The 12901-nt window shown below is 67.7% G+C and carries 14 protein-coding genes and 1 tRNA gene; 9 read left to right on the plus strand and 6 right to left on the minus strand.

What is annotated here, in order from left to right; translation table 11 throughout:
• The first annotated feature begins 35 nt into the window (after nucleotides 1–35).
• Nucleotides 36–704, plus strand: a complete 669-nt coding sequence (locus ACFYRH_RS03895) for a hypothetical protein (RefSeq protein ID WP_387767650.1) — start codon at nucleotides 36–38, stop codon at nucleotides 702–704.
• 247 nt (nucleotides 705–951) lie between these two features.
• Here ACFYRH_RS03895 and ACFYRH_RS03900 read toward each other — a convergent pair whose 3' ends face one another.
• The 3 genes from ACFYRH_RS03900 to ACFYRH_RS03910 all read right to left on the minus strand — a co-directional run bounded on the left by ACFYRH_RS03900 (nucleotide 952) and on the right by ACFYRH_RS03910 (nucleotide 3919).
• A complete protein-coding gene (locus ACFYRH_RS03900; protein WP_387767653.1) occupies nucleotides 952–2166 on the minus strand; it encodes a hypothetical protein in 1215 nt (404 codons plus the stop codon).
• Between the two features lie 68 nt (nucleotides 2167–2234).
• Nucleotides 2235–3149, minus strand: a complete 915-nt coding sequence (locus ACFYRH_RS03905; protein ID WP_387767656.1) for a phosphotransferase family protein — start codon at nucleotides 3147–3149, stop codon at nucleotides 2235–2237.
• Between the two features lie 5 nt (nucleotides 3150–3154).
• The gene (locus ACFYRH_RS03910; RefSeq protein WP_387767659.1) at nucleotides 3155–3919 is read right to left on the minus strand and encodes a phosphotransferase enzyme family protein; all 765 of its coding nucleotides are present in this window, start codon (nucleotides 3917–3919) and stop codon (nucleotides 3155–3157) included.
• Between the two features lie 126 nt (nucleotides 3920–4045).
• Between ACFYRH_RS03910 and ACFYRH_RS03915 the strand changes: the two genes are divergently transcribed.
• Nucleotides 4046–4456: a nuclear transport factor 2 family protein gene (locus ACFYRH_RS03915; RefSeq protein WP_387767662.1), complete on the plus strand. Its 411-nt coding sequence runs from the start codon at nucleotides 4046–4048 to the stop codon at nucleotides 4454–4456.
• On the opposite strand, the gene ACFYRH_RS03920 is transcribed toward ACFYRH_RS03915, so the two are convergent.
• The gene (locus tag ACFYRH_RS03920) at nucleotides 4453–5160 is read right to left on the minus strand and encodes an SAM-dependent methyltransferase (protein ID WP_387767665.1); all 708 of its coding nucleotides are present in this window, start codon (nucleotides 5158–5160) and stop codon (nucleotides 4453–4455) included. The genes ACFYRH_RS03915 and ACFYRH_RS03920 overlap by 4 nt on opposite strands.
• A 201-nt stretch (nucleotides 5161–5361) precedes the next feature.
• Here ACFYRH_RS03920 and ACFYRH_RS03925 point away from each other — a divergent pair, with 201 nt between their 5' ends.
• Nucleotides 5362–5937: an AAA family ATPase gene (locus ACFYRH_RS03925; RefSeq protein ID WP_387767668.1), complete on the plus strand. Its 576-nt coding sequence runs from the start codon at nucleotides 5362–5364 to the stop codon at nucleotides 5935–5937.
• A 448-nt stretch (nucleotides 5938–6385) separates the two neighbouring features.
• Here ACFYRH_RS03925 and ACFYRH_RS03930 read toward each other — a convergent pair whose 3' ends face one another.
• Nucleotides 6386–7132, minus strand: a complete 747-nt coding sequence (locus ACFYRH_RS03930; protein WP_387767671.1) for a phosphotransferase family protein — start codon at nucleotides 7130–7132, stop codon at nucleotides 6386–6388.
• A 151-nt stretch (nucleotides 7133–7283) separates the two neighbouring features.
• Here ACFYRH_RS03930 and ACFYRH_RS03935 point away from each other — a divergent pair, with 151 nt between their 5' ends.
• The 3 genes from ACFYRH_RS03935 to ACFYRH_RS03945 all read left to right on the plus strand — a co-directional run bounded on the left by ACFYRH_RS03935 (nucleotide 7284) and on the right by ACFYRH_RS03945 (nucleotide 9838).
• Nucleotides 7284–8069 (plus strand): RibD family protein, encoded by a 786-nt coding sequence (locus ACFYRH_RS03935; protein WP_387767674.1) that lies wholly within the window; start codon nucleotides 7284–7286, stop codon nucleotides 8067–8069.
• Nucleotide 8070: 1 nt separating this feature from the next.
• Entirely contained in the window at nucleotides 8071–8643 is a 573-nt protein-coding gene (locus ACFYRH_RS03940) for a DinB family protein (RefSeq protein ID WP_387767676.1), read from the plus strand.
• A gap of 688 nt (nucleotides 8644–9331) precedes the next feature.
• Nucleotides 9332–9838 carry a hypothetical protein gene (locus tag ACFYRH_RS03945; RefSeq protein WP_387767679.1) on the plus strand — a complete coding sequence of 169 codons (507 nt, stop codon included), beginning with the start codon at nucleotides 9332–9334 and terminating at the stop codon, nucleotides 9836–9838.
• A gap of 85 nt (nucleotides 9839–9923) precedes the next feature.
• On the opposite strand, the gene ACFYRH_RS03950 is transcribed toward ACFYRH_RS03945, so the two are convergent.
• A tRNA-Arg gene (locus tag ACFYRH_RS03950) sits at nucleotides 9924–9996 on the minus strand.
• 262 nt (nucleotides 9997–10258) lie between these two features.
• On the opposite strand from ACFYRH_RS03950, the gene ACFYRH_RS03955 reads away from it, so the two are divergent.
• The 3 genes from ACFYRH_RS03955 to ACFYRH_RS03965 all read left to right on the plus strand — a co-directional run bounded on the left by ACFYRH_RS03955 (nucleotide 10259) and on the right by ACFYRH_RS03965 (nucleotide 12887).
• Nucleotides 10259–10813 carry a hypothetical protein gene (locus ACFYRH_RS03955; RefSeq protein WP_387767682.1) on the plus strand — a complete coding sequence of 185 codons (555 nt, stop codon included), beginning with the start codon at nucleotides 10259–10261 and terminating at the stop codon, nucleotides 10811–10813.
• 260 nt (nucleotides 10814–11073) lie between these two features.
• Nucleotides 11074–11664: a hypothetical protein gene (locus ACFYRH_RS03960; protein WP_387767685.1), complete on the plus strand. Its 591-nt coding sequence runs from the start codon at nucleotides 11074–11076 to the stop codon at nucleotides 11662–11664.
• Nucleotides 11661–12887: a hypothetical protein gene (locus ACFYRH_RS03965; RefSeq protein ID WP_387767688.1), complete on the plus strand. Its 1227-nt coding sequence runs from the start codon at nucleotides 11661–11663 to the stop codon at nucleotides 12885–12887. The genes ACFYRH_RS03960 and ACFYRH_RS03965 overlap by 4 nt, the downstream gene beginning before the upstream one ends.
• Nucleotides 12888–12901 lie beyond the last annotated feature (14 nt).

Consider the following 12901-nt stretch of genomic DNA (forward strand, 5'->3'; position numbering starts at 1 on the left):
GATTCGTCCTTCCACAACCCCCTAAGGTCCTCGCCATGAACACCCCGCCGCCCGCGCCCCAGCTGGCCGCGATCCGAAACCGCTGGTTGAGCGCCGCGACGACTGCCCTCCGGAGCGATCCGCTCGTGCTCGGCGCGGCCCTCATCGGGTCCTTGGGAGGCGGGCGGGCTGACGACTGGAGCGACGTCGACCTGCTGATCGTCGTCGACGACGCTCATCTCGACAGCGATACGACCGCCGAACATCTGCCGCCCGGCGACCGGACCTTCAGCATCGACGCCCGCCACAACGGCCCGCTCGGCACTCGGGCGCTCAGCGCACAGTACGTGGTCGACGGGCTGCCGCTGTGGGTCGACTGGCACGTCCACCCGCTCTCGCTGGCCGCGTGGCTGCCCGACAGCACCGTCCTCCTCGACCACCGCGGTATCCCCAAAGCCTCAACCACCGACTCCCGCCGCGAACCCTCGACCCCGAAGTCTCCGGAGGAAGAGGCCGCCCTACGGCTGGCCCTGATCCCCATCGCCGGCAAGCAGGTGGCCCGCCGTTCACCACACGCGGCGGCAACCATCCACTTCCTAGGCGGACCGCACCTCCCCGACCCCCACGCCCAACTACGCGCCCTCCGCGAACTCCTCACCCAGTTCCCCAATCCCCCCACAGCCACCGCCACATACCTCGACCTCGTCGAACAATCCCTCCACTGACCCCGAGCACGCGGCGATCGCGGCCATGATGACGGCCCGCGAGTACAGGATCGCGAAAAGTTGTCACGGTCTGTGGTGATGAGCCCGCTCTACGTGCTGTCGCCGTGCGGAAGGTGCCGGGAAGTTCATTCGGCCGATCGATCCGGCCAACCTCCCCACCGACGTGATCCTGGGCCGGGAGCGTACGTCGCCTCTCAGCACGCTCCTGCCTGAGACGGCGCGGCCCGCGGCGCTCGGCTGGGGTGGTTTATGGGGTGGTGACGGTGTGGCGGTTTAGTTGTTTTGCTCGGTGGGCGATTGCCAGGGTGCTGATGATGTCGGTGATGAAGATTAGTTGTAGGACGGTGTGGAGGGCGCAGAAGCGGGGGGTGATAGCGCGCCGGCGCATCAGGAAGGCGAGGGTCGTCAGGCTGTAGATCGACGTCGGGAGCAGCATCAGGTACGTGCCGATGACGGCGGGGACCAGGCCGGCGGTGGTGAATGCCCCGACCAGGGCGTAGCCCCACGCGCCCATGAAGAACAGCACCGCGCCGCGTGAGATCGCGATCGGGAGCAGCGTCAGCGCGAGTACGACGACTGCGCAGAGGACGAAGTTCTGGAGGAAGAGCGGGATCATGCCGAGCTTGACGACGCGTGCCGACCGCGCGAGCGCATTGATGTCCTCGCCCAGGTAGAAGCGGACGGCCGTCCGGAACGCGACGAGCGGCGCCACCGGGACGACCACGAGCAGGAAGAACTCCATGGACGACGTGAGACCGAGCAGGTTGATCGCGTACGGCATCGGGATCCCGAGCGGATGGGACGAGTAGAAGATCCCGGTGAACACCAACCACACCGCCGCGAGCGACGAACCGACGATCACCACACCGGCCAGCAGATATCGGGACAGCGGACCCGGCGGTCGCGCGATACCCAGGCGGTCCCGGGCGATCTCGACCACCACGATCCCGCTGAGGACGTCGACGACGTACAGGAAGTGCAGCACCATGTTGAGACCGAACGTGATCGGACCGATCCCGTCGCCCCGCTTCAGCACTACGAGGCAGCCCACGCCGTACGCCGACGTCGGCAGCAGCACGAGATACGTCAGTACGACGAACAGCAGCGCGACCAGGAACCCGTCGAGACCGAACCGATCCTTGTCGTTCGACCCGATCAGCGTGACGACTTGTGCCAGTGCGATGAAGTTGAGCGCGAAGAACGGCACGGCGATGAGCTTCACGAGGTTCGCCGAGTCCTGCAGCGTGTTGAGATCGCGCCGACGCACCAATCGCACCGCGTCGCCGACGGCGGCGATCCCGAGCATCAGGTAGATCACGAACCACAAGCCGAGCAGCACGAACGGCACCGTCAGGTCGCCGGTTCCGTCGATCCGGAACGGCTTCTTCAACCCGATGCCGGAGGCAACACCGGCGACCAGCACCGCCCCGACAACAAGCCATGCACCGAGTGCCTTCGCCATACCCGTTGTCCCCCGTGAATGCCTTGCCTACCTGCGCCGTCCGGACAGCATCTTCCCGCCCGGGCAGGTCACCCCACTGAAATGCCCAGCGCTGCGAACCGGCCCGCGAGGTCGTCGACCCACTCCCGTGGCGTCCGATGGTCCGGGAGCGGCACGCCTGCCTCGCTGCGCCAGAGAGCGTCGCCGAGCGCAGTACGGAGATGCCAGGCCATCACCCGGTCGACCGAGAGTTGTCGTCCTGTCAGGCTTTCGTAGTGGCGAATGGTCGCAGTCGTGAGCTCGACGCCCGGTCCCGTTCCCGGGAAGCAGCGCAGGTCGTACTCCGGCTCGTGCAGGCCCGCCGTTTCGAAGTCCACGACCGCACGCAACTGCCCGCCGTCCCACACCTGATTCCCGCCGTGCAGATCCGCATGTACCAACACGTCAGGGCCTGGCGTCGCGAGTACGTCGTCCGCCCAGTCACACCACCGCAGTACGGCGGCCTGCTGATCCACGCGCGCCCACTTCGGGAAGCCGGCCCGCAAGGTATCTGTCGTTGCCGGCTGGAGTATCGCCGGCGACAGCTCGCCGACGGCTTCGACACGTTCGCGCGTTGTCCGACCGTGCAGTGCACCCAGGAAGTGAGCGAGCTGCCGGCCGGCGTCGCCGCGGTCGAGCGCGTCCACGACGTCGAACAGCGCGGCGCCCGGCACGAGTCTGGTGACCAGCAGCAGCGGATCGGTGCTACTGGCAACTACCTCGGGCAGGAACGGGACCACGGGCCCTAACGCCTCGAGGACCGCGATCTCATGCGCCACCCGCGCCGCGGCGGGCCGGGACCAGGCGAACTTCACGACGAAGCGCCCACCGAGCACGGCGCTCCCGGCCCACCACTGCGGATCGGTCTCCCCCAAGCCTTCGCGAACCGCGATCGGATCGTCGGCCAACTCGGGAGCAACCTGCCGGAGTGCCGCGCGGACCGCCTCAGCGGTCCCTGCTGCCAACCACCTCATCTCTTGGCGGTCAGCGCGGCGACCCAAGCGTCGTGATGCTGTTCGACATAGGCGGCGGTTGGTCCCCAGTAGTCTCCGTGGCCTTCCAGGTACATGCGCGCCCACGGTTGCTCACCTGTCTCGTGCCCGCGGACGAGCAGTTCGTACGAGCCCCAGGTTCGAGCCGCGATCTGAGCGGGGAGGGCGTGGCGCTGCTCCTGGTCGAGGCCGTAGCCGTCCACGAGGGCACCCAGTCGCGGCGCGTCGGCCTCCACGGTGCCTTGGGGAGTGAACGGGAGGAACGCGGTGGCGGCGTACCCGAGATCCCAGAGGCGTGACGACGGCGCCGCGTTGTCCCAGTCGATGAAGACCCAGCGGTCGTCGTTGCAGATCAGGTTCCAGGGGGCGAGGTCGTTGTGGCAGATCAGGCTGCCGCCCGCAGGGTCCGGGACGAGTGACTGCCAGACGGCGTCTGCCGGTGGCTCGAAGGTCTCCATCACGTCGTGGAGTTCGCGGATCAGCCGCCCGACCCGGCGCAGGTCGTCGAGCGCGAACGGCAGCATCGTGTGGGCGAGGGCCCCGGGGACGAACTCGATGACGTGTCGTCCTTGGTCGTCCCGGCCCAAGGTCCGCGGCGCGCCGTCGAAATCGCTCTCGGCGAGATGGGTGAGCACGGCTTCGACCGCGGCCGTCTGGGGCAGAGCCGGCTTCCGCACGGTCGAACCGACCCGGACGACCTGCGCAGCGACGTTCCCACCGGTCAAGACCTCTTCGGCTTCCATCCCGGACATCATGCCCTGCCCACCGGCCACACCTGCGTGGCGTACGACAGGTCCGCGGGCACATGATGCTGTGGTGGGAGGGTTCCGGCCGCCGTGTCGGTGGCCGGGTCACGGGAGGGGCAGGTCATGGACAACGTCATCGAACAGTTGATCGCGGCGATGAACCGCCACGACGCGGCGGCTGTCGCGGCGTCCTTCGCCAGCGACTACCGCAGCGAGCAGCCGCTGCACCCCAACCGAGGCTTCGGCGGCAGCGCGCAGGTGCTGGCGAACTGGACCTCGGTGTTCGAGGGTGTGCCGAACTTCTCCGCGGAGCTCATCTCGTCGGCCTCGTCCGAAGGCACGGTCTGGGCGGAGATGCGCTGGTGGGGCGCGTATCGCGACGGTTCACCGTTCCAGATGCGAGGCGTGGCGTTGCTCGGCGTCCGCGAGGACAAGATCGTATGGGCGCGGCTGTACATGGAACCGGTCGAGCAAGGCGGGTCCGATATCGAGGGCGCCGTACAAGAGCTCTATCGGCCGTCGTCCGACAGTTAGGCGGCTCGGCCGGCAATGACGTGGTTGGCCCGGCGGGCGATGACTCGGGAGAGGCCGAGGGTGCGGCCGTTGTCAGTGCGGAGCATCTGGGCTTCCTCCTGTCCGGGCGTGCCGTTGTCGCGGTCGCAGGCGTCGTTCCACTGCAACCAGTCACGCCATCCGTCGGGCAGGCGATCGGCGACCTCGACGGTGACCAGGCCGGTCTTCTCCCAGTGCCGCCGCCACCAGGCGGGGCTGTGCCAGGCGCAGAAGTCCCACTTCCAGTAGGGCTCGAGGTGCGGCGGCGGCAGCGTCTCGTACTCCGCGGCGAGCCCCGGCTGGATGATGCCGATCTGGCCGCCGGGCTTCACGAAGCGCGAGAAGTAGCCGAGGTAGAGGTCGTCGGTGCCGAAGTAGTGATACGCGCCGATGCTGACGAGCGCGTCGAAGAATCCCTCGGCGAACGGCAGGTCGTGAGCTTCCGCAAAGATCGGGTGCACCCGGTCCGCCATACCCGCCTCGTGTGCGCGACGCAGGTTCTCGTCGGGCTTGACCCACAGGTCGGTCGCCCACACCTCGACGCCGTACTCCTTGGCCAGGAAGATCGAACTCAGCGCCGACCCACATCCCATGTCGAGCACCCGCATACCCGGCTCGAGCGTCATCAGTCCGCTCAACGCCTCGGCCTGCCACACCGGGTTCGGCCCCATCCCGCCGTCAACCATCCACCGACCCGAGTAGCCCGCAGACCGCGGGTACCTAGGATTCCTCAACAATTCCCCAAGCACACCATCATCCATGCGGTCGGAGTGTTGACGACTACTACCGGACCGGCAACCGGTTATTCCGGTCCACCTGCCCGTTGGAGCCGGCTCGCGTTAGGTTCTTCGGAGGAGTTCTTGGTCTGTTGATGGGATGGGCGTTGTATGGGTGATGTCGCGGTGGTGCAGATGTCGGGTCCGCCGGGGGCCGGGAAGACGACCATTGCTCGTGAGTTGGTGCGGCATCGGCGGTTCGTCGCGATCGATCGGGACGTCGTTCTGACCGCGATGCTGGACACGGGCGGAGCCAATCTGGAGAAGGACGACAGCTTCTCCTTCGCCCGGGTCTCCAGCTACAACGTGGTGAAGGCGATGGCGGACGACGTACTGGCGCAGGGCATCGGCGTGATCATCGACAGCCCTTGCTTCTACGACGAGTTGCTGGCGGCCGGGCAGGCGCTCGCGGCCAAGCACGGCGTCCAGTACCGCTACATCCAATGTGTCACCGAGGACATCGGCCTGCTCGACACCCGCCTGCGATCCCGGCCCGCCCTGCGCAGTCAACGGCCGGCGGTCGACCTTCCGCCGATCGACCTGGGGACCGAGCCGGAGCGCGGTACGGAGCTGTTCACCGACTGGATCTCGAAGGTGAAGCGCCCGGACGAGTACCTCAGCCTCGACACCACCCGCCCGCTGGAGGAATGCGTCACGAAGGCCCTGGCGTACCTCGACGGCCCGTGACAGTTTGTCGGTGGGGGCGGCCTGAAACTGGCTGGCGCTGCGGCCGAGGTTCTGGCTCGACGTACGGCGTTCCTCAGCGACACCGTCCCGCTCGACCTAGAACTCAATGATGTGTACGCCGACCGCTCGACCGGCGTACTCCACTCGCGCTTCTTCGCCTTCGGCAATGCGCTCTCGGCCCATCCATTCGCCTCGCTGCACGGCTTCCTCGCCTGACGATCTGGCGCGACGACCCCCGCGCCGAGCCCCTCGAACTCCAAGCCCGCGCCGAAATCCCCCACACCTGCCTGTCCAAGATCGCCGCCCTCGCGAGCTAACGCCCTGCGCGCGATCGATGTGCGCAGCCGGAGGGGCGCCCCCGGAGTTGGAGGGTTGCCCCACGAGAATCTCAGGGGGCATCCCACCAACTCGAGGGGCATGAACTCGCGGAGGACTGAAAGCCCAGGTCTTACATCCGGGCTCTGAGTACGTCGACCTCGCCGCCTGGTGTGAACGGGTCGTAGCCGTGGTCGATCAGCCAGCGGACGCCTAGCAGGGTTCGCAGCGACCACCATGCCCGGATGACGTCGAGGTCGACTGGCGTGCCGTAACCGGCTACCAGGTCGCCGAGGCGGTCCGGGTGGCCGAGTGTCAGCGTGGCGAGGTCGCGCAGGGCGTCGCCCTGGCCGGCCTCGGACCAGTCGATGATGCCGGTGAGTTCGTCGCCGTCGACGAATACGTGGGCGATGTGCAGGTCCCCATGCGTGAACACCGGAGTCCAAGGTCGGAGCGCTGCCTCGGCGACCTCGCGGTTACGGGTGACCAGGTCGGCGGGCAGGATGCCGTCCGCTACGAGGCGCTCGCATTCGTCGTCGAGTTCCGCCGCCAGTTCCTCGAGGGCCTGACCGCCACGGCCGGGCCAAGGCGGCGCTGGCGTGTCGTGGAGCCGCCGGATCGCGGCACCGGCAGATGCCCACGCTGCCGCCGAGGCGGTTGACGGCTTACCCAGCCGGCCGAGCACCACTCCTGGTACGGCGGAGATCGCGAGGACGGACGGCTTACGCCACAGGACCTTCGGAGCAGGAACCGGCACCAGACCGATCACCTCGGCCTCGCGATCGATGCGCGCCTGGTCGGTATCCACCTTCAGGAACACGTCCCCGACCCGAAGCGTCGCCCGCTCAGAATGCGCGACCACGACACTGACCTCATCCATGAACGCCCAGTATGGCGAGACCGCCCGCCACCGTCGCCCGCTTTATCGGTTGAACACCCGTCAGCGCCGGCCCCTGCCTCGTAGGCGCGGGTTGTCGGTGGGGGCTGGTAGGTCTTGGTGTCCGCTGTACGGCGTACCGGAGGAGGCTGCGATGGGGAAGCGACCGCGGGTGGTGGTCACTGTGGAGGCCAGTGCCGATGGGAAAGTGGCGCTCACGCGGAACGCGCTGTTGATGCATCCGCCGAGTTCGGAGCTGTGGGGCGCGATGACGCCGCCTGCTGCCGATCCGGTATCGCTCGATGTCGCCGAGGTGGTCAGGAAGCAGTACGGCTGCAACGCGATCCTGGAGGGCAGCGGCAGCCTGGTCGCCGAGGACGTGACTCTGGAAGAACTGCCCGCCCACGAAGGCGACACCGCAGAGCTCTACCAGCACTTCCTCCCACCCGACATCACCGGGCAACCATCCCCGCCGCACATGTGGTTCACCATCGTCGACAGCCGCGGAAGAGTGCGCTGGACCGAGAAGCACGAGAACTGGGACGTCCTGGTCCTCGTGGCGCGGTCCACGCCAGTCGACTATCTCGCCTACCTCCGCCGCGAACGCATCTGCTACCTCGTCGTCGGCGAGGACCGCGTCGACCTGACGAAAGCGATCACCACGATGGGCACCGAACTCGGCATCACCTGCGTCCTGTCGAACGCCGGCGGTGGCCTCAACGGCGCGTTGCTCCGAGCCGGCCTGATCGACGAACTCCACCTGACGCTGGCGCCGGCCCTCATCGGCGGCCTCGGCACCCCATCAGTAATGGACGGACCGCCACTTGCCGTCGGCGAGTCCCCAACCCAGCTGCGGCTGCTCTCCATCCACGCCGACACGAACGGCGCCGTACGCCTGCATTACGCCGTACCCCAAACCTCCACTGGCATTGGACATTGACATGGATCTGAAGGCGCGGCTGCACGAATCTCTTCGCGGGGCTCGGGAGACCAACCTCAGTAAGTTGGAAGGACTGGGCGAGTACGACCTCCGCCGGCCGCTGACTCCTACGGGGAGCAATCTGCTGGGGATTCTGCGGCATCTTGGCGGGATCGAGCATGCGTATCTGTGCGAGACCTTCGGACGGCCCCTTCCGCCGCCGCCGTTGCCGGATGACTGGGACGAAGAGCTCTGGCACAACGGCGACATGTGGGTGCGGTCCACGGAGTCGAGCGAGGCGGTTCTCACCTGGTATCGCGAGGCGTGTGCGCAGGCCGATCAGACCATCCAGCTGCTCGATCTGGACGCACCCGGCAGGGTGCCGCATTGGGAGAACGGCTCGACGACTCTTGGACACATGATCGTGGTCGTGCTCGGTGAGGAATGCCGCCACGGCGGCCACATCGACGTCGTCCGCGAATTGGTCGACGGCCGAGCAGGTCCCGACTACGGCGTCTTCGGATCTCCGGAGAAATGGCAGGCGTACGTCGCCCGCGTCCAGGCGGCGGCCGACCTATTCACCGACAAGAACTGACCAAATCGCGCGCCGCCGGCCGGACGTCCGCGGTCGGGTGATCCGACGGTCGTCCGCCAGTTGATCTCCGACGCTGACTAGGGTGACCGATCACGAGATGCGTCGAGCGATGCCGTTCCCGTACGAAGGTGATCGCTTCCCGCCTGCCTTGGGAGCGGTCGTGCACATCACGGTTCTTCGGGAGGTCCGTGTCCTCACCGGATGGGGCCAAGAGCAAGTACCGCTCATCGGCACATCCGTACGGCGGCCGTGCCAGTTCTTGTCGTCGACAGCCACACGCCTGAGGCCCCTCCGACTCCGGCGTATTCATGGTCTGCGGCCAGAAGATCTCTCTGCCGCCCACCGCTACCAAACGCTCACGACCTGCGCCTCGGAGACCACGCTGACGGTCAACCTCGACGACGAAGAGAGCAGCGTCGTACGCCGAACCACTACTCTGCCGGTCCGCAATACCAAGACCGCCCCCACCGGTCGGTGCGCACGCCAATCGCGCGGAATCCGCGCTGCTCGAGTCCCGAGTACTTGCGCCGGACGATCAGCCGGTGGAGATACACGGACGGCTCTTGCTGCTCCTGTGGCGCTCAGCCTTTGAGGCCCGAGTCGAGTCGGGGGCGACGGCGGCGGGGTGCTGCTAGCAGAGGTGTTGGCAAGGTCCGCCGCTGACGTTGCGGGTGGCATCCTGGTGGACGTGAAGCGGGTGGTGGTCTTTGGCTGTGCCGGCAGCGGCAAATCGACCCTGTCCAGGGAGCTGGCCACTTGCACTGGATTGCCTCTGACCGAGCGAGATGCTCTCGGCGTACCAGGGTCGCGCGACTATCGAGAAGCCCTCGTCGAGCTGGCCCGTCAGCCGCTCTGGATCCTGGACGGCGCTCCGTACTACGAAGACGATCTCGTCTACGGGGCGGCCGACACCGTGATCTTCCTCGACTACCCGAAGCTGGTCGTGATGTGGCGGGTGCTGCGGCGAACACTCCTCGTCGAGTTGTTCCGCCGCCCCGTCGGTGCGCACAAGCCGAGCGGGTTGGGTGCTTGGCGCGATAGCGAGTACCCCCTCCGATGGGCGTGGGCATCTCACGGAGCCCGCCATCAGGAGGGCCTCGCGCTGATCGCCCGCCCCGACCTGGCAGACGCTGAGGTCATCCACTTCACCCGCCCGGCCCAAGCAAGGCGCTGGACGGGTCAGCTCCGCCATTGAAGTCGCGCTGGCAGAGGTCTTGGAAGAACAGCCCCGGACAAAGAAAACCCCAGGTCAGCTAGCTCGTGACCTGGGGTTCCTGCTGCGCGCTCGGAGGGATTCGAACCCCCAACCTTCTGATCCGTAGTCAGATGCTCTATCCGTTGAGCTACGAGCGCTGGACAACGTCGAGTAACGATACATGGAGGAAGTGGGTGTAGGCCAATCGGCTCGTCGAGGGGGGTTGACGGGGGTTCCGGGGCGGGGATTTTCGGGCTTGGGGTGAGGGGTTGAGGGGCGGTTGGCGGGGGCGGGGCCGGATGGTGTGGCGCGACTCCGTGGGGTGCGGCGGGCGGGTGTGGGGCGACTGCGTGGGGTGGGGTGGTTACTGGCGGTGCGGCGTACCCGGGGAGAGGCGGGGCGGGGACCTACGATCCGCGCATGGGACTTGAGGAGTTGTTGGGTGGGCGGGATCTGGGGGACGTGAAGAAGGCGGTCGGGTTCGTGATGGAGAACTCGGACGACTTTCAGAAGGTTCTCAATCTGGTGCGCGGGTTGCCAGATGATGCGCTCGGAGTCATCGGGAAGTTGCCGGAGCTGCTGAAGACGATCGGGTCGGGGCTGGCGGAGGCGGGTGAGCAGGCGGCGAAGGCGGCGGGTGCGCTGGTCGGGGAGGACGGCGAAGGGGGTGCGCGGAAGGCGTTGACCGGGAGCGCCGGGACGATGAACGCGGCCAAGGATCGGCTGCACGACGCCGCCGGGATGTTGTCGGGGCTGGCGGGTGAGCTGGACAAGATCCCCGGGATCGGTGACGCCGCGGCGAAGAAGCTGAACGAAGGGAGCGGCCAGGTGGGTGGGGTCGCGACCGAGATCGAGAGCCTGGCCGGCAACCTGCAGGACCTGTCCGGCATCCTCGCCACCGTCGGCGACGCACTCAAGGGCCTCGGCACCAAGCTCACCGAGTCCGGCGGATCGGTCCAAACCCTCCTCAGCTGACCCCGAGCCCGGCCCCGGACCGCCGTACGCCGGAACTCGCCGCGGACCACAGCCGACCCCGAGCCCAGCCCCGGACCGCCGTACGCCGGGGCTGTGGACACGCTTTGGTTGCCTCGGACAGTGAATTGCTTATTCAAGGCCACCAAAGACCATCCAAGGTCCCGGGACACGTCAGCACAAGCGGTGGGAACCGGAGCGTCGAGGGCCGCGTCGGAGGGGGATGGCAGAGGGAGGACCTTCGCGTGGCTAAGGTCGCGGGCATGGCTAGTCGACTGGTTCGGGGTACGGCGATCGGGTGCGGGGTGGCCGCGCTCGCGGGGGGTGGGATCGGGTTCGCGGTCGGGGAGCCCGTGACGCCGGAGGACGTCGTACCGGCCCGGGCGCTGCCGGCGGATCTGTGTGCGCGGATCGGGGACGTGTCCCAGCTGTTGCCGAAGGCATCGAGTGGGCCGGTGACGATGAGCCAGGGCGGGGGCTCGGAGGTGATCTGTCAGGCCGGCAGTTCGCGGGCGAAGGTGCGGGCGTACACGTCGGCGGCGGTGAAGGTGACGATCACGCCGTACGCCGGGCAGGACGCGGGCGCGGGCAACGTGCCGTTCACGCCGGACCAGACGGCGAAGAAGGCGTTCACCCGGTCGCCGATGAAGGCGCTGAACGAGAACCGCCCGTACCCGACCAAGGTCGACCAGAGCGCGAAGGGGCTGGCCGGCGAATCGTGGAACGTCCGCGTGCTGGTGCAGCGCGCGGACATCGTCGTACTCGTGGACTACACGGCCAACCCGGTGCAGGCCGACGTGGCGCAGCAGGCCGCGCTGGCGCTCGCGGACCGGGCGATCTGGGAGAGCAAGTGAGCAACAGTACGCCGGAGATCCCCGGCTACCAGCTGGACCAGCGACTGCTCCAGCACCCGTTGGCGGAGTTGTGGCACGGCCGCACGTTCACCGGCATGGAGATCGTCGCGCTGGTGCTGAGCGAGGCCGGGGCCCAGGACCCGACGGTCGTGGAGCGGCTGACCCGGGCGAGCCGCGACGCCGCGCTCGTACCTGGCCAACAGGAGACTCCGCTGTGGGCGGCGAACTTCACCTCCGGCCGCCCGTACGCGATCACGCAGCTGATCCCTGGCCAGACCGGTGCGGAGCGGCTGATCGATCCGCTCGACGGAATCCTCGGGAACGACGACGAGTCGCTGCAGGCAGTCCGCGCGCAACTCAGCCGGTACGGCGCCGTACCGCCGACGCTCCCCGACGTCGATCACGAGCGCAGCCGGATGGCGATGCCGTCGTACGTCGACCACCCGGAGCAGCCCGCGGCGACGCAAGCACAAGAACAAGGCCAATCGCAGTCGAAGATCGACGTGGCCCGGCAGTACCGCCGCAAGATCGGCGCGTGGGTCTACGGCGTCGTCGCGATCGTCGTGCTGATCATCTTCAGCATCACGTATTCGATCGGCACCGCTATCGGCAGCGCGGTGAAGGATGAGCCGGCCGCGGCCGGCCCCGCAGCGGCGGTCAGTCCGGAAGCGATCCCGAAGACCGTGCTGCTGCCGCCGGTGAACCGCGTGACGACGGCGCCGTACAAGCGGCCCGACGGTTCCCCCGGGGTGTTCGGCGCGACGTACGCGGCAGGCACCGATCTCCAGGTGGTGTCGAACGCGGAGCTGCCGTTCGCGATCGGCTGGCCGCGGCCGCCTCAGGTGGACTTCCTCGGTGAGTCGTCGCAGCTGATCCTGCGGCGCATCGTCACCAAGAACGACTACGACCCGGACGGCCTGAAGAACGCGTTCCGCGCGCAGCTCGCGCTGCACCCGTGCGTCAGCCTGGCGCAGTGCCTGGCCGACCGGCTGACGTTCGACCAGCAGTGGACGAAGGTCTACAAGACGAGCGCGCCGACGACCGCGAAGGATTCGCGGACCTGGCTGACGGTGTCGACGAAGGCGCCGTACACGATCACGATGACGCGGGCGTTCCAAAGCGGCGGTCAGTGGTGGCTGGTCGGCGTGATGGCCTACGGCCAGGTGGCCGAGGCCGCGGACATCCAGCGACTGGTCAACGACATCTGGCGGCAGACCAGCTGATCCACCGGAAAATC

Source organism: Kribbella sp. NPDC004875 (assembly GCF_042873375.1).
GTDB lineage: Bacteria > Actinomycetota > Actinomycetes > Propionibacteriales > Kribbellaceae > Kribbella.

Excerpts from the sequence above, each read along its gene's own strand:
- ACFYRH_RS03955 (WP_387767682.1), top strand. The coding sequence starts at position 10,259 with ATGGGACTTGAGGAGTTGTTGGGTGGGCGGGATCTGGGGGACGTGAAG.
- ACFYRH_RS03915 (WP_387767662.1), top strand. The coding sequence starts at position 4,046 with ATGGACAACGTCATCGAACAGTTGATCGCGGCGATGAACCGCCACGAC.
- ACFYRH_RS03935 (WP_387767674.1), top strand. The coding sequence starts at position 7,284 with ATGGGGAAGCGACCGCGGGTGGTGGTCACTGTGGAGGCCAGTGCCGAT.
- ACFYRH_RS03960 (WP_387767685.1), top strand. The coding sequence starts at position 11,074 with ATGGCTAGTCGACTGGTTCGGGGTACGGCGATCGGGTGCGGGGTGGCC.
- ACFYRH_RS03910 (WP_387767659.1), bottom strand. The coding sequence starts at position 3,919 with ATGGAAGCCGAAGAGGTCTTGACCGGTGGGAACGTCGCTGCGCAGGTC.
- ACFYRH_RS03925 (WP_387767668.1), top strand. The coding sequence starts at position 5,362 with ATGGGTGATGTCGCGGTGGTGCAGATGTCGGGTCCGCCGGGGGCCGGG.
- ACFYRH_RS03930 (WP_387767671.1), bottom strand. The coding sequence starts at position 7,132 with ATGGATGAGGTCAGTGTCGTGGTCGCGCATTCTGAGCGGGCGACGCTT.
- ACFYRH_RS03900 (WP_387767653.1), bottom strand. The coding sequence starts at position 2,166 with ATGGCGAAGGCACTCGGTGCATGGCTTGTTGTCGGGGCGGTGCTGGTC.
- ACFYRH_RS03940 (WP_387767676.1), top strand. The coding sequence starts at position 8,071 with ATGGATCTGAAGGCGCGGCTGCACGAATCTCTTCGCGGGGCTCGGGAG.
- ACFYRH_RS03895 (WP_387767650.1), top strand. The coding sequence starts at position 36 with ATGAACACCCCGCCGCCCGCGCCCCAGCTGGCCGCGATCCGAAACCGC.
- ACFYRH_RS03920 (WP_387767665.1), bottom strand. The coding sequence starts at position 5,160 with ATGGTTGACGGCGGGATGGGGCCGAACCCGGTGTGGCAGGCCGAGGCG.